We start from the raw sequence: 15711 nt of genomic DNA, 5'->3' as shown, positions 1-15711 counted from the left end.
GGGGTTACAGACCTCCGGCCTTTGTGCTGCCGTGGCTGTGAAGCCACCGCACGGGCTAGCCGGTTTGGTTGATGCTCAGTATGTTTCCCTCACTGTCCAGGAACCATGCTGCGGCACTTCCATCAGGCATCGTAGCGATGCCGTCTTCAGTCTTCAGGCCCGGGAAGTCGTAGTCTTCGAACTCGACTCCCTTGCCGCGCAGCTCCTGCACTGTGGCCCGGACATCGCTGACCGTCCAGCCCATCTGGGTGTTCTTCGCAGTCCCTGCATTGGACGTTTGATAGACAAAGAATCCGGTTCCGTCGCCACACCTGTACTGAAGGTTGTCGTCGTCGTCCGGATTTTCGGGTTCCAGTCCGAGTTTTTCGCTGTAATACGCGCGTGCCCGGGCTATGTCCTGTGCCGGTAGGACGGCACCAACCTGCTGATCCTTGAGCATTGTTTTCTCTTTCCGGCTCTCCCCCCGGAACGAACTTTACTCTTGGGAGGGCCGGTAAGTAATTGGAAAACGACAGCATATTTCTTGGGCTGTAGAGGGGTCCCGGCGGGATCAGCTTAGACTGGCCGCATGCCGATCATCCCCGATGAAAAAGACTGGACCTGGGTGCTCTCAGAGCCCTGCCCCGAGTGCGGTTTCGACCCCGCCACGGTGACTCCTTCCACGGTGCCCGGCACCGTCCTGAACATGCTTCCCCGGTGGCGGGCAGTGCTGCGCCGGGAGGACGTAGCAACACGTCCCAACGACCACACATGGTCCAACCTGGAGTACGCCTGCCACGTCCGGGACGTCTTCAGCCTCTTCGACCAGCGCCTGAACCTGATGCTCACCGAGGATGATGCCCGGTTTGCCAACTGGGACCAGGATCAGGCCGCGATCGACGGTGAGTACGGTTCCGCTGATCCGCGGACGGTGGCCGACGAACTGGAGGCAGAGGGCAAGGAGATTGCCGAGTCCTTCGCCCGGGTCACCGAGGATGATTGGCATCGCACCGGTACGCGCAGCAACGGATCCTCCTTCACTGTCCTGACGTTCTCCCAGTACTTCCTCCACGACGTTGTGCATCACCTTCATGACGTGGACGGCTGAGGATACTAGAGCATCTTCTCCCACGTCATGCTCCGGTTCACTGGTGTGTAACCCATGCCGAGGTAGAGTTCCAGCGCCCCGGTGGGGTTTGCTGAGTCCACGTCCAGTGAGGCCACGTCCATTCCTGCTGAGACGTAACGCTGCATCGCATCGGCCAGCAGGGCTTGGGCTATGCCCCGGCCGCGATAGGCACGCCGCACGCCAAGCAGCTCTGTGTAGCCTTCCTTGAAACCGCGGTCGGCGGCAGAGTCAGGATCAAAGCTGGTTAGCTGGTATCCGGCTACTTCTCCTGTGCCGGAGTCGATAACCACTGCACTGAGATCGTGCCGGGCCGTAGGTTCCTCGATGGTGAAACGCCATGATTCTTCGTCCCGCGGCTCGCTCCCCCAGTGGTCCCTGAACGCATCGTTGTGGGCTTGGCGCACAGGTTCAAAGAGCGATGGATCCAGTGTCCTAAGCTCAAGTCCGGCACTCAGGGGCGCCTTTGGCAGTTGCCGGGACAGGGGTCGGTGCATTTCGTTGAACCAGCGCACGGCACCGTAGCCATGCCCCATGAGGAGTGTTGCTTGATGCTCGTGCCGTTCCTCCGTCTGGATGCGGAGACGGGGCGGTGCCGTCGTGTGGCCCGCGGCCTGATCCGACTGGAATCGGCTACGTACTTGTCCTTCCTGCCACAGCAGTACTGCAGAGCCGATACCTCGCTGTTGCCATTCCGGGTCAACGCACGCCATTCCGGTGGCTTTGTCGCCGTCGGGATTCTTGACGATGCGCCCGTAGGCGCGTGCCACACCATCGGAGTCGACACCCAGCAGCGTGCTTGTTTCCGCCGGGTTCTTGGTGGACTCCAGGACGTGGACCAGGTCGCCGTGCTTTTCATACCAGACGGGATGTTCGACGGCGGCAGTCCGGACAATCAGGCCTGCCCAGTTGTCGAGGTCTTCCATGGTGGCTGGTCGCCAGTTCAGGCCGGTAGCACCGGCATCGGGCATGACTTGGCTTGCGGTTTCGAAAGGCATGCCAACAGGCTACTGAGGAGTAGCCCTTCCCACCAGTTCCGCCGCGCCTGTGCTTCGCTTCGCAGCATCCTGTGCCGCAGGCAACTCCAGCCGCACATCTGCCGGATCAATATCGTCCGGATTGTGGGTGACAAGGACAACCGTAACGTCCTTGAGTCCTTTGCGCAGAATAGCCATCATTTCCCGCGCCGAGCCCGCATCCAGGTGGGCAGTTGGTTCGTCAAGCAACAACACGGAGGCTCCGGTCAGGAGCGTCCTGGCCATGGCAAGCCGCTGACGTTCGCCGCCGCTCAGGAAAGAACCGCCAGGGCCGATTCGGGCATCGAGCCCATCCGGCAGTGCTTCCACCACTGAATCGAGCCCGACGTCAGCCAGCGCCTTGTGCATTTCAGCCTCACTGGGCTTCGCTGCGGCCGGGCGGCTAAGCAGGAGGTTGCCGCGGATTGTGGAGTCGAACAGGTGTGCCTCTTGCGGGCACCACGCAGCTCTGCCGGAGAGTTTCACAGTTCCTTCAGTCAGCGGCAGGAACCCGAGGAGCACTGAGAGGAGCGTGGACTTCCCCGCGCCGGAGGGGCCGGTCAGAGCAAGCCAACGGCCAGGCTCGGCAACAGCAGTCACACCGGAAAAGACCTTCGGGCCACCGGGCCAGGACGCTGACGCACCCCGCAACTCCAGTCCCTCCCGACCGGGCCGCTCAGGCAGGTGCCGCGTGCCGCCGTCGTGCTCTTCCGCTTGGCTCCCTGGGGTGGGGGTGTCCAAAGCGCCGGATGCTGCCACCCGGCCGAGCACGGCTGTGAGCGCCGGGGCTTGGCGCACGGCGGACACGATGCCACCGTAGGGTTCAACCAGGGCGAGTTGCATCAGGACAATGACGGCTGACAGCTCCGGGGCAACCGTGCCGTTCAGTACAGCGGGCGCACTCAGTGCGCCCGCCCACAAGGCGGCCATCGTGCAGGCCAGGACAATCACCGCCTGGCCGAGCCCTTCGGCCCATGCCGAACGTTGTGCAGAGAGCGTGGCGGCGCGGTCTTTGTCGCGAAGTGCACCGAGGACAGGTTCCCCCACCCCGTTGGCGCTTAGTTCCGCACGGGCGTCGAGGGCTGCGGCCACTCCCCGAAGCACGACTGAACGCATCTCCTGTTCGGCCTTGGCGGCATTCCTGTCAGCCAGGACTGCCAGGACTGGGGCAAGGATCAGGCCGACGACCGCGGCTACCACCACAGCCGGCATTGCAGCTGGCAAAACGATGGCTGTGGCGATGATTGCCGCGGCCCCGACTCCCATGGCAGTCACGGGAGGGAGGATAACCCTGGGCAGAAGATCGCGGAGGGTGTCTACGTCGTCCACGATGGAGCCCAATACGTTGCCGCCTTGGAGGAGTCGCCTGAGGGACAGCGCCCTGCGGCTCAGCGATGCCCACAGCGCACCGCGGAGGCGGGTCATGGCAGCGAAAACTGCATCATGGGTCAGGAGTCGCTCGCAGTAGCGCAGAACGGCCCTTCCAATGCCGAAGAACCTGACTCCGACGATCGCGCCGAGCAGGTAGAGAATGGGCGGCTGTTCGCTGGCGCGGATGATCAGCCACCCGGACAAACCTGACAGTGCCACTGCGAAGAGGGCGGCCAGGACGGCCACGACACCAGCGGCTGCGAACTTCCAACGTACGGGTTGCAGAGCCTGCAGGACACCATGCAGGCTGCTGGTCGTGGGAGCGGGAGGCAGGCCGCTTTGCGGGTTGGCTTCCTTCGCTGGAACTGCAACGACGCCGGGATGAGTGCCGCTCGGATTGCCCGCCCCGCTCACGGTAGGCACCGAGGTCCCGTGCCGGTGCTGGTTACCGACAGGTACCAGGTGGTCGGCGAGCGCCCGCGTGGCGGCGTCATGGGCCACCAGAATCACGGTGACGGTGCCGCGAAGCGACTCGATGGCGCGGTGGACCACACTGGCGGAGTACTGGTCAAGATGGGCAGTGGGCTCGTCCAGCAGCAGGACTGTCGCACCTGCTTCCACGCGGGCAAGTCCACGGGCAAGTGCGATCCGCCGCAACTCTCCGGGGCTTAGTTCCGCAGGGTTCTTGCCAGCCAGGTGCTCTGCAGAGGCCTTCCGAAGGACACGGGTGACAGCCGCGCAGGTGTCCCCCATATATCCGTCGAGATAGAGTTCAATCTCTTGCTGCACAGTGTCGGTGCCCATAACCGGGTGTTGCGGTACCCACGCCACTGTTCCCGGGTCCGCACCCGTGATGGTACCCGTAACCGAAGCAGACGGTCCTTGGCCGATGAGCCCGGCAAGGACACCCAGGACTGTGCTCTTCCCGGAGCCGCTGTCGCCGTCGAGCGCCGTAACGTGCCCGGGTGCGGCAGTGAAGCCGAGGGGCCCGACGGCGGTTGCTGACCTTCCGTGGTACGTCACCGTCAACCCGCTCACCACAACCCCGGCCGGCTCTGTGCTGGACGGCTCTGTGCTGGAAGGCACATGATCCTGCAGCCGCTTGTGTGAGGGGGCATCCAGCACGGCGTGGGTGGTTTCGAGGGCTGCCCGGCCGTCATCGCTTGCGTGGTGTGCGGTGCCAAGTTCCCGGAGCGGAAGGTAGCAATCCGGGGCCAGGATCAGTGCCAGGAGCCCCGCTTCAAGGGCCATGTCGCCATGCACCAGCCGTACACCGATGAACACTGCCACTACGGCCACGGAGATCGTCGCAATGAGTTCCAGGGCAAGCGCGGAAAGGAATGCCGTGCGAAGCGTGCCCATGGTCTTGGTCCGGTATTGCTCGGAAATATCTTCCAGGGCTGCGCGCTGTTCGGTGGCACGTCCCAAGCCCACCAGAACGGGAAGGCCTTTGGCGAGCTCAAGGATGTGGCCGGACAGTTTCCGGAGCGTGCTTTGCGCCTCCCGGACGGTGTCTTCGGTGTACCGGCCGATGAGGACCATGAACAGCGGCACCAGTGGAACTGTCAGGACGATCACTACAGCACTCACCCAGTCAGCGAAGAGGATCCGGGCTCCGATCAGGAGCGGGACCGTAGCGCAGTTCACGATTGCAGGCAGGTACTGGGTGTAGTAGTCGTCCAGCGCGTCCAGGCCCCGCGTGGCAAGGATCGCCAAGCCGCCGTCGTTCATTCCCGCTACGGGCGACGAACCGCCGTCGGACAGCGAGCGCCTCAACAACCGTGCCCGCAGTTCCTCTTTGACGCCCAGGGCGGCCCGTCTCGAGGCAATTCCTTGGCCCCACACGGTCAGCGACCTGAGGACCGCTCCTACCGCGCCCCAGATCAGTCCGTTGCTCCAATCCGCTGAGCCGGACGTGAGCCCGGCCAGCACCCCAGCCACAGCTTGGGCCATGAGCACCAGGGACAGTGCTTTGAGGGCGGACATCAGGCCAACGGCGTAGAGTGCCGATCGCGTAGCGGGGCCGGAAGGGAACACGGGTTTCATGGGGCGACTAATCTCCCGATTGGCTTGGCGTGGATGGCGAGCTGCCCTTGGGGATCATCACCTTTGCGGCTATTGCCGGCAGGAACCCGTGGGCTTCGGGAATGTGGGCCGCGCTCACACGTCGCCGGAACACCCAGTACGTCCATGACTGGTAGGCAATCACGAGTGGCAGGCCAACGGCTGCAACGATGCTCATGAGGCCCAAAGTGTAGTCCGAGGACGAGGCGTTGGAGATGGTCAAGTTGAAGGCGGGATCGATCGTGGAAGGGATGACCACAGGGAATGCTGCTCCGAAGATCGAGGCTGTGGCGCACGCAATGAAGGCGCCGAGGGCACTGAACGCGCGCCCTTCGGACCCGGCACGGGCCAGCAGCCATGCCAGGATGACTGTAACGGTGGCTGCTGCCACCAAAGCCCAGGTCCAGGGCTTGCCGCTCAGGAACTGGACGGCCAGCATCCAGCCGAACATCGGCAACACTGCGAACGGCAGCAGACGAATGAACCAGCGGCGGGCGCGATGCCGCACATCGCCGTCGGTCTTGAGGGCAAGGAACGCCAGGGCGTGCACCAGGGCGAACGCCACCACACCGAAACCGCCAAGGAGTGCGTAGCCGCTGAACCAGGACATTGGGCCTCCGACGCGGTCCCCGTTGGCGTTCAAGGGTAGGCCGGTGGTGGTGAGCGCCAAGGCTGCGCCGATGCCGAAGGCGGCCACGAAGGACCCGACGGCGATCGCCCAGTCCCAGCGGTTCCGCCACTGTTCGGAGTCCACCTTTCCCCTATATTCGAAAGCGACTGCCCGGAAGATCAAGGCGGCCAGGACTGCCAGTAGCGGGAGGTAGAGGCTGGAGAACAGCGAGGCGTACCAGAGCGGGAAGGCTGCGAAAGTGGCACCGGCTGCGGTGAGCAGCCACACCTCATTGCCGTCCCATACCGGGCCGATGGTGTTCAGCAACACCCGGCGGTCAGTGTTGTGGCGGGCAAACAGCTTCATGAGCATGCCTACGCCGAGGTCGAAACCCTCCAGGAAAAGATAACCGGTCCACAACACGGCGATGGCCACGAACCAGATGGTTGGCAACAGTTCCATTGTCAGTATCCCTTGGCTTTAGTAGGCGAATGCCAGGACGTCGTCGCCGGACTTGTCCGGTCCGGTGCCGTCGTCGTTCTTGTCACGTTGATCGTCTGAGTCCTGCGCGTGGCCCAGTTCGGGCATCGCCGAAGCCACGCCACCGCGGATGTACTTGACCAGGAGCTTCACCTCCACCACCAACAGCACGGCATAGATGGCGGTGAGGACTACCAGCGAGGTCATGAGCTCCCCTGCGCTGACCCCTGGGGACACCGCGGCAGCGGTGAACATGAAGACTTGGTCTATTCCGTTCATGTCCGGGTTCGGGGCCACCACGAACGGCTGCCTGCCCATTTCGGTGAAGATCCAGCCCGCGGCGTTGGCGCCGAATGGTGCAAGGATCCCCAGGACGGCAAGACGCATGAGCCATTTGGACTGAGGAACCACGCCCTTGCGGGTAACCCAAAGGGCCAACAGCGCAGCGAAAGCGGCGAGGCCACCGAAACCGATCATCATGCGGAAGCCCCAGTAGGTCACTTCCATGACAGGCACGTATTGGATTTCCTGTCCGGCGCGCTCACCGTACAGCGGATTGTCAGGAAGGTGCGTGCCGTACTTCTCCTTGTACTCACCGAGCAGGCTGTTCACGCCCTTGACCTCGGTAGTGAAGTCGCCCTTGGCCAGAAAGGAGAGGATGCCGGGCACTTCGATGACAGCCACGATGTCGTCGCAGTTCGTGGCACCGAGGTTGCCGACGCTCAGAACCGAGAACCCCGTGCCGTCATGGCAGGCAGCTTCCGCTGCGGCCATCTTCATGGGCTGCTGCTCGAACATCAGCTTGCCCTGCAGGTCACCTGTGATGGCCGTTCCTGCGAAGGAGATCATGGCCACCACTGCACCAATTCGCAAGGATGTCATCCACACGGTGTAATCGGCCTTGTCACGGCCCGGGATTGCGGCATCGCCGGGAACCAGCGTGCCGTCCGTGCCCACCACATCAATGCCATCGTGACGTCGACGCCAGAGGTGGTACCAGGCGATACCCAGCAGGAAGGCGCCCGCGACAGCCAGTGCACCGAACAGTGTGTGGGGCACTGCAACCAGCGCCGTGTTGTTGGTGAACACAGCCCAGGCATCGGTCATCACTGGCCGGCCATCCACCATTTCGACGCCTACGGGGTGCTGCATCCAGGAGTTCGCCACGATGATGAAGTAGGCGGAGAAGACTGAACCAATCACGGCGATCCACAAGCACGCCAGGTGGACGCCGCGCTTGAGTTGCTTCCAGCCAAAAATCCACAGGCCCAGGAACGTGGATTCAACGAAGAAGGCCAACAATGCTTCGAGGGCCAGCGGTGCACCGAAAACATCTCCGACGAAACGGCTGTACTCACTCCACGCCATGCCGAACTGGAACTCCTGGACGATGCCGGTGGCTACGCCCATGATGAAGTTGATGAGGAAGAGCTTTCCCCAGAACTTGGTCATCCGCAGGTACTCGGGCTTGCCGGTGCGGTACCAAATGGTCTGGATGATGGCCACAACCAGGCCGAGGCCAATGGTGAGCGGCACCATCATGAAGTGGTAGACGGTAGTGATACCAAACTGCCAGCGTGCGATTTCCAAGGCGTCCATGGCTGTCCTTTGTGCGGTGGACCGAAGTACGATGACCTTACTTCTACGTCACGTAGAAAACTTCTCTTCTACACAGTGTAGAACAAGTGGAGGCCCCGGAAGCCCATTCTTTAAGTGGCGTAACCCACGCACAAGGGCCTGTGTTCGGGTACGGCACGCCGATAGTTCTACCTCACGTAGAATGAAGGCCTGAAAAGCGGTAGATTTATTGTGGAATGTTGGATCATCGCTTCCGGCAGCAGGCACCCTGCGCCGGGAGCGGAAGGTAGGGACGTATCGATGGCAAGTCTTGGGGAACTGGAACGGGCAGTGATGGATCTGCTCTGGGCAGGCCAGGAGGCTGCAACTGCCAACACACTGCGGGATCTTCTGGCGCAGGATTCCGAGGCCGGTGACGGCACCGCGGGTCATCAAGGCAAGGATCTGGCCGTAACCACGGTCCTCACTGTGCTCTCACGCCTGGAAAAGAAGGGCCTGGTGGAGCGCGAACGCGGAACGAGACCGCACCGCTACCAAGCAGTCTCCAGCCGCGCCGACCACACCGCCGAACTCATGCACGAAGTCCTGGGCTCGGCTCCGGACCGCGAGGCCGTCCTGGCCCGCTTCATTGGTTCCGTCACCGAAAGTGAAGCCGCTACCCTGCGCAAACTGCTCGGCTACAATTAGCCTTTATGTTCTGGACCTCATACCTGCTTGCGGTCCTGGCAATCATTCTGGCGTGGCCGGTGCCCGTGCTGCTTTCCCGCGCGCAGTGGCCGGCACGGTCCCCTTTCACCGCCATGGTGCTGTGGCAGGCGATCGCCCTCGCTGGTGGCTTGTCCATGATCGGGGCCATGCTCGTCTATGGGCTGGAGCCCATAGGGGACAACCTCATCGCAGGACTCAAGGGCCTGGCCGGGATGGTTTTCAACAACGAGCCCACCACTGCGTTGGGGTTTTGGCACCTTTTTGCACTCTCCGCAGCGGCACTTTTGACCGCTCACTTGGTCTTCACCCTGCTGTTGACCTATTACAAGATTGAGCGCCAGCGGCGACGCCACCGCGAGCTGCTCGCCCTGCTGGCATCACCGTCGGACGACGGCCCCGGCACCGTGGTGATCAACCACGACTCCCCCGTCGCGTACTGCCTGCCTGGCGGCGCCCGGTCCGTGACAGTGCTGTCCGACGGCCTGATGGCAGCACTGGAACCAGCTGAACTCCGGGCTGTGCTTATTCACGAGAACGCGCACCTGTCTCAGCGCCACGATCTCCTCCTTTGGGCTTTTGCTGCCTGGCGTCAGGCCCTGCCCTGGTTCCCCACCACCCGGCTGGCCCAAACGGCGGTGAATTCATTGATCGAAATGCTGGCCGACGACGTCGCACTCCGCACCGAGAGCAAAGGCACCCTGATCAAGGCCATCGCGATTGTTGCCAGCGGCACCACACAGCCAGCTTTGGACGGACAATCGGTCAGCGGGAGTAAGACCCTGGCCGGCGGCCAGGCATTCAGCGTTGGTGGCGCCGTCGTCGAGGGCAATGCAGTGAGCGCCACCGGCGGCGCTGATTCCCCACGCACGACGGCGTCACGCGTCAGCCGCCTGCTCTCACCCAAGCCGCCGCTCACCAAAGCTGCACGGGTGCTGGTCCTGGCGGCCTCGGCCTTGCTGCTTGCGGTGCCCACCGCATTGTTGATCGTTCCGGGGCTACTGGGCTGACGGGCTTCACCGGCTATTGGGAGCGGCTACGTTCGCCGCCGGCGCCACTGCCCGCACAGCACAGAGGTCCCCGACGATGCCCTGTTCCGCCAACCAAGAGTTAGGCGTCGATGCGCTCCCGGTCCAGGGTGGCCGCTCCGGCAATAATGAACTCCTTACGCGGCGCCACGTCCGAGCCCATCAAAAGGTCAAAGACTTCCTCGGCACGTTGGGCGCTATCGATGCCCACCTTCCGGAGGGTCCGGTGTCGTGGATCCATAGTGGTCTCGGCCAGTTGCTGAGCGTCCATTTCGCCCAAACCCTTATACCGCTGGATAGGTTCCTTGTAGCGTTTGCCTTCCTTGGCAAGGTTGGAGAGAAGCACGTGAAGCTCGACCTCTGAGTAGGTGTAGATCATCTCATTGGCCTTCTGGCCGGGGTTGATCACTTCCACGCGGTGCAGGGGCGGAACAGCCGCAAACACGCGGCCGGCCTCGACCATGGGACGCATATACCGGAAGAACAGGGTCAGCAGCAGGGTGCGGATATGCGCACCATCAACATCGGCGTCGGTCATGAGGATGACCTTGCCGTATCGGGCAGCGTCGATGTCGAAACTGCGGCCGGATCCGGCGCCGACAACTTGGATCAACGCCGCACACTCAGCGTTGGACAACATATCGCCAACGGATGCTTTCTGGACGTTCAGGATCTTGCCTCGGATGGGCAGCAGGGCCTGGAAATCGGAGGAGCGGGCAAGTTTGGCGGTACCGAGCGCCGAGTCACCCTCTACGATGAACAGTTCAGAGCGCGCCACGTCGTCAGTACGGCAGTCTGCAAGTTTGGTGGGCATCGACGAGGTTTCCAGGGCATTCTTGCGGCGCTGGGTTTCCTTGTGCACACGCGCAGAGATGCGGGACTTCATCTCGGCGACCATCTTCTCCAGCAGGAGCGCCGACTGGGCTTTGTCGTTGCGGTTGGCCGAGTTCAGCCTTGCAGTTATTTCCTTCTCAACTACTTTGGCCACAATGGCGCGAACCGCTGAGGTACCTAGGATTTCCTTGGTCTGTCCCTCGAACTGCGGCTCCGCAAGCCGGACAGTCAGAACGGCAGTCAGCCCGGCGAGAATGTCGTCCTTCTCGACCTTGTCGTTACCGGCTTTGAGCTTGCGCGCGTTCGTCTCCACGGCCTTGCGGAAGGTCTTCAGCAGCGCGGCTTCAAAGCCGGACTGGTGTGTACCGCCCTTGGGCGTGGCAATGATGTTGACGAAGCTGCGCATGGTTGTCTCATAACCGATGCCCCAACGCAGGGCGATGTCCACCTCGCAGTCACGTTCAACTTCCGCGATCTTGCTGTGACCGTTCTCATCGAGGACCGGGACAGTTTCCTTGAATTTTCCTGAACCGTGAAGGCGCCAAACATCCGTCACTCCGGAATCGGCCGCGAGGAATTCGACAAACTCGGAGATGCCGCCATCATGATGGAACACTTCCTCATGGACACCGGCCTCCCCAGGCGTTCCGGCCAACTTGCGCTCGTCGCGCACGGTGATTTTCAGGCCAGGTACGAGGAACGATGTTTGGCGTGCCCGTGCTGCCAGATCGTCGTAGGAGAACTTGGCGTCAGGGGTGAAAATTTGACGGTCTGCCCAATAACGCACACGGGTTCCCGTGACGCCGCGCTTTGCCTTGCCCACAACATCCAGCACCGAATTCTCAACAAACGGCTCGAACGGCGCGTTGGGACTTGGCTTTGAACCGGAATCCACGAACCGTCCCGGCTCGCCGCGGCGGAACGACATCTGGTAAGTCTTGCTGCCGCGGTCTACCTGGACATCAAGGCGGCTGGACAAAGCGTTCACCACCGAGGCTCCGACACCATGCAAACCGCCCGAGGCAGTGTAGGAACCGCCGCCGAACTTGCCACCTGCGTGCAGTTTGGTGAACACAACTTCGACGCCGGAGAGTCCGGTCTTGGGCTCTACGTCCACAGGGATACCGCGGCCATCGTCGTGGATTTCCACGGAGTTGTCGGCATGCAGGATGACTTTGATGTCATGTCCGAAGCCTGCCAGAGCCTCATCAACGGCGTTGTCGATGATTTCCCACAGGCAGTGCATGAGGCCGCGGGAGTCAGTGGAACCGATGTACATGCCCGGGCGCTTGCGAACGGCTTCCAGGCCCTCAAGGACAGAAAGATGCCGGGCGTTGTATTCAGAACTCGGTGCCACTCGCGGTGTGCTCCTTCGGGGTATATCTTTGGGTGCTTCCCAGCCGTATGTTGACTGGTAATTCAAGGCAAACGCTGCCCGTACAAGCGTAGCCGGGGAAGTCGTCCTGCACTGTTTGCCACTCCAGCGCGGACGCAGGCTGCCTGGTTACGTTACGCACATGTGATACGCGGACAGCGAAAGTGACCCATCCTTGCCATGGATCTGCATCGAATGCTGGTTATATGGATGTACAGAACTACTAAGGAGGCCGACATGACAACAGCAGTTGCAGACCGCACGCTGAACGCAGCTGACCGCTGTGACCGTTGCGGAGCCCAAGCGTACGTCCGCGTTGTACTCGAGTCCTCCGGCGGTGAGCTGCTCTTCTGCGGCCACCACGCACGTGCAGTTGAAGCTACGCTTCGGCCCATGACTTCTGACTGGCACGATGAGACCGAGCGCCTCAACGAGAAGGCTCCCGTCCCCGTCGACTAGGCAGTCCGGCTATCCGGAAACCCTTTTTGATTACATGACAAGGCTCCTCCCACTCGGGAGGGGCCTTGTTGCGTTGAGCTTGTTGCATTGAGCCCACTTGGTGCTTGTTGTGTTCAAGCTGCAGTGCGCACACGGAAAAGCGGCCCAGCCGAAAGTCCGGCTGGGCCGCTCTCAAAGCCGGCTCTGGATGTTTCTAGTCCAAGTAATCCCGCAGGACCTGCGAGCGGGAGGGATGCCGCAGCTTGGACATGGTCTTGGATTCGATCTGGCGGATACGCTCGCGCGTGACGCCGTAGACCTTGCCGATTTCGTCTAAAGTCTTCGGCTGGCCATCGGTCAGGCCGAAGCGCATTGCAACAACTCCGGCTTCGCGCTCGGACAAGGTGTCCAAAACCGAGTGCAATTGCTCCTGCAGGAGCGTGAAGCTGACAGCGTCGGCAGGGACAACAGCCTCCGAGTCCTCAATCAAGTCGCCGAACTCCGAGTCACCGTCCTCACCCAGCGGGGTGTGCAGCGAAATCGGCTCGCGGCCGTACTTCTGGACTTCGACAACCTTCTCGGGCGTCATATCCAGTTCGAGTGCCAGCTCCTCAGGAGTCGGTTCGCGGCCGAGGTCCTGAAGCATTTGGCGCTGCACGCGGGCCAGCTTGTTGATGACTTCCACCATGTGCACCGGAATACGGATGGTGCGGGCCTGGTCTGCCATGGCGCGGGTAATGGCCTGGCGGATCCACCAGGTCGCGTAGGTGGAGAACTTGAAGCCCTTGGTGTAGTCGAACTTTTCAACTGCACGGATAAGCCCCAGGTTGCCTTCCTGGATCAGGTCCAGGAAGAGCATGCCGCGGCCGGTGTAGCGCTTGGCCAAGGAAACGACCAGGCGCAGGTTGGCTTCGAGCAGGTGGTTCTTGGCACGCTTGCCATCGTGAATGACGAATTCAAGCTCACGCTTGAGCTTGGGATCCATGGATCCGTCGTCAGCGTTGATCTTTTCCTCGGCAAAGAGGCCGGCCTCGATCCGAAGGGCGAGGTCAACTTCCTGCTCTGCGTTCAGCAGTGCGACCTTGCCGATCTGCTTCAGGTAATCCTTGACGGGGTCGGCAGTAGCACCGGCCGACATGACCTGCTGGACAGGAGCGTCGTCGTCGTCGGCATCGGAGTAGACGAATCCCGTACCTGAGGGAGCAGCCTTGTCCTTGGTAGCCGTGGCGCCGTCCTCGACGTCATCTTCTCCGACTTCGACTTCCTCGGCAGCTGCGGGATCAAAGTCTTCATCCTCGCCGCTGGAATCCTCAGCGTCGGATCCTGAGGACTTGTTCGCGGCCTCAGCGGCGGCCTTCGCGCCGGGCTTGGGTCCACGCTTCTTGGGTGCCGGCTTGTCAGAGTCGCCCTCTGAGGCCTTATTGGCAGCACGTGTCGCTGCGCGCTTTGCCGATGTTGCCGCCTTCTTTTCCTCAGCGGACAATTCGGCCTGGGCGGCGGGTTCCTTCTCGACGGAAGACGGGGTCACAGAAAACCTTTCTAGCGGCGGTCTGTGGAATCACCATACGGGCAACACCACTATGACCCTGTCAAGTCCGCGATCAATTTCAAATGCGATCGCCGCCGGCAGAGTCTCTATAGAGAACTCCCGACGACACTGTTTTGTTCCCGATGAAGGGGCCAATTCAGGCATTCGAACGCGGACCCAACCGGGTCTCGGCATCCATTGTCTCACGGTTTTGCGAAACGCATGCCTAAAGAATTTTCAAACCCCCTAGGCCACCGTGTCCTTGAACCCGCGCCATGCGGTCTCGGAGCTCCGCGCCCACGTGCAGATGGTCCCCTGTCCCAGAAGGTCCATGAGCAGTTCGGCCAGCCGGTATCCCGGGTGCGCAGCCTCAGCCCGGCTAAGACAGGCGTGCGCAACGGATCCACGCCCCTTGCACCAGGAAATCCAGCCCTGAAGGGTCAATGCCGCTGCAGGCACTACGCCGGATTCGTCGTCGACACATAGCCCGGCAAGAACCTGTTGCAATGCGTCAAGAGTGTTCCAACAAGGCATGTGCGGTCGCATGCCCAGTAGGACATCTCCGTAGGTGAAGACGTCCCCCGACGTATCGGGCTCATGATGAACTTTGGCAGCCGGAACGGCCGAGGCCGGTATGCCGAGTTCTTGTGGGTCGAAAGGCGTGCCTGCGTCGTCTTCGATGAAAAGTCCGAACGCCGCAGCACCGGACTTTGCGGACTCCATGCCTGCTGCCGCCATGACAACCACAGCGTCCCGCCACGCAGGGACTCTCAGGGTGGTTCTGAGGAAGCCCAGGATTTCCGCGTCAACCCCGGGCTGCAGTGGATCATCCGCTTCGCATCTCTTAAGCACGTGGTGCCACACGGCAAGGACGGCGTTCAGACACCGCTCGCTCCGCCACCCACCGAGAATCTGCTTCCCGTAGCGTGTCTCTGCTGCCAGCACCAGAGGGTGCAACGTCCCCGGACTTGAAAGCCGGGGCTGTCCGTGCCCGCTCCTCGGCGACGGCCCGATGGAGCTCCCCCGGTACACAAGTTCTGCACTGAGCCTGCTGTTCTTGATGCGATCAACAGGCAATCCCGGCACCGGGCAACATTGAAGATCTGTGCAGTAGGCGCTGCGCCAGTACTCGGAGCCAACCAGCCACGCGTCCCGGACCGATAAATCAACCTCGTCCAGACTCCGCTGCAGGGCTTCGAGCAGCGGAATTGCCTGCCGGACCACATCGCCGTCGTCCCATCCGGAGTCGGTGTAGACGGCAAGCACCACCCCGTTAGCGTCCTCATCGGCGATCAGGAAATTGCGGATCTGGTCCGCGAAACCCGAGCGTGCTTGTGCTGAATCAAGGTTCGGCAGGTCCACCCGCAGTGTGGCGCCAAGGACTTTCCCTTGCATGGTGATGGCCACAAGGCTGTCCTCGGGCCAGTAACCCAGCATGTGGGGAATGTAGCCAAGAATGTCTTCGGGTTGGTGGATGCTCAGCGTTCTGTTGGAAGTCATGGTTCCACCCTGCTCAAGTCCTGCCGCAGGAGACAGTAACCATCACGCCTATGTGGAAAAGCTGCCGCAGCAGCGCGGA

At 62.0% G+C, this 15711-nt stretch carries 12 protein-coding genes; 4 read left to right on the top strand and 8 right to left on the bottom strand.

The window, feature by feature from the left end; genetic code table 11:
• Positions 1-55 precede the first annotated feature (55 nt).
• Positions 56-439, bottom strand: a complete 384-nt coding sequence (locus tag RIF72_RS08415; RefSeq protein ID WP_309074368.1) for a VOC family protein — start codon at positions 437-439, stop codon at positions 56-58.
• Between the two features lie 129 nt (positions 440-568).
• On the opposite strand from RIF72_RS08415, the gene RIF72_RS08410 reads away from it, so the two are divergent.
• Positions 569-1087, top strand: coding sequence for a DinB family protein (locus RIF72_RS08410; RefSeq protein WP_309074367.1), 519 nt, complete (start codon positions 569-571; stop codon positions 1085-1087).
• 5 nt (positions 1088-1092) lie between these two features.
• On the opposite strand, the gene RIF72_RS08405 is transcribed toward RIF72_RS08410, so the two are convergent.
• The 4 genes from RIF72_RS08405 to RIF72_RS08390 are packed head-to-tail and all read right to left on the bottom strand — an operon-like array spanning position 1093 to position 8245.
• Positions 1093-2103 (bottom strand): GNAT family N-acetyltransferase, encoded by a 1011-nt coding sequence (locus RIF72_RS08405; RefSeq protein WP_309074366.1) that lies wholly within the window; start codon positions 2101-2103, stop codon positions 1093-1095.
• 9 nt (positions 2104-2112) lie between these two features.
• Positions 2113-5538: a thiol reductant ABC exporter subunit CydD gene (cydD, locus tag RIF72_RS08400; protein ID WP_309074365.1), complete on the bottom strand. Its 3426-nt coding sequence runs from the start codon at positions 5536-5538 to the stop codon at positions 2113-2115.
• A gap of 7 nt (positions 5539-5545) precedes the next feature.
• Positions 5546-6628: a cytochrome d ubiquinol oxidase subunit II gene (cydB, locus tag RIF72_RS08395; RefSeq protein ID WP_309074364.1), complete on the bottom strand. Its 1083-nt coding sequence runs from the start codon at positions 6626-6628 to the stop codon at positions 5546-5548.
• A gap of 18 nt (positions 6629-6646) precedes the next feature.
• A complete protein-coding gene (locus RIF72_RS08390) occupies positions 6647-8245 on the bottom strand; it encodes a cytochrome ubiquinol oxidase subunit I (protein ID WP_309074363.1) in 1599 nt (532 codons plus the stop codon).
• A 279-nt stretch (positions 8246-8524) separates the two neighbouring features.
• On the opposite strand from RIF72_RS08390, the gene RIF72_RS08385 reads away from it, so the two are divergent.
• Both RIF72_RS08385 and RIF72_RS08380 read left to right on the top strand, forming a co-directional pair.
• Complete coding sequence (locus RIF72_RS08385) at positions 8525-8911, top strand: BlaI/MecI/CopY family transcriptional regulator (RefSeq protein WP_011774471.1); 387 nt, start codon at positions 8525-8527, stop codon at positions 8909-8911.
• Positions 8912-8916: 5 nt separating this feature from the next.
• Entirely contained in the window at positions 8917-9939 is a 1023-nt protein-coding gene (locus RIF72_RS08380; RefSeq protein WP_309074362.1) for a M56 family metallopeptidase, read from the top strand.
• A 100-nt stretch (positions 9940-10039) separates the two neighbouring features.
• Here RIF72_RS08380 and RIF72_RS08375 read toward each other — a convergent pair whose 3' ends face one another.
• A complete protein-coding gene (locus RIF72_RS08375) occupies positions 10040-12148 on the bottom strand; it encodes a DNA topoisomerase IV subunit B (RefSeq protein ID WP_309074361.1) in 2109 nt (702 codons plus the stop codon).
• A gap of 255 nt (positions 12149-12403) precedes the next feature.
• On the opposite strand from RIF72_RS08375, the gene RIF72_RS08370 reads away from it, so the two are divergent.
• Positions 12404-12625 (top strand): hypothetical protein, encoded by a 222-nt coding sequence (locus tag RIF72_RS08370; protein ID WP_018778705.1) that lies wholly within the window; start codon positions 12404-12406, stop codon positions 12623-12625.
• Positions 12626-12818: 193 nt separating this feature from the next.
• Here RIF72_RS08370 and RIF72_RS08365 read toward each other — a convergent pair whose 3' ends face one another.
• Both RIF72_RS08365 and RIF72_RS08360 read right to left on the bottom strand, forming a co-directional pair.
• The gene (locus tag RIF72_RS08365) at positions 12819-14132 is read right to left on the bottom strand and encodes an RNA polymerase sigma factor (protein ID WP_091466703.1); all 1314 of its coding nucleotides are present in this window, start codon (positions 14130-14132) and stop codon (positions 12819-12821) included.
• Between the two features lie 246 nt (positions 14133-14378).
• Positions 14379-15632, bottom strand: coding sequence for a DUF4192 domain-containing protein (locus RIF72_RS08360; RefSeq protein ID WP_309074360.1), 1254 nt, complete (start codon positions 15630-15632; stop codon positions 14379-14381).
• Between the last annotated feature and the right edge of the window lie 79 nt (positions 15633-15711).

It is taken from the genome of Paenarthrobacter sp., assembly GCF_031180005.1.
Classification (GTDB): Bacteria; Actinomycetota; Actinomycetes; order Actinomycetales; family Micrococcaceae; genus Arthrobacter.
Note: the sequence above shows the minus strand (reverse complement) of the source record. Positions and strands in the feature narration are given on the sequence as shown.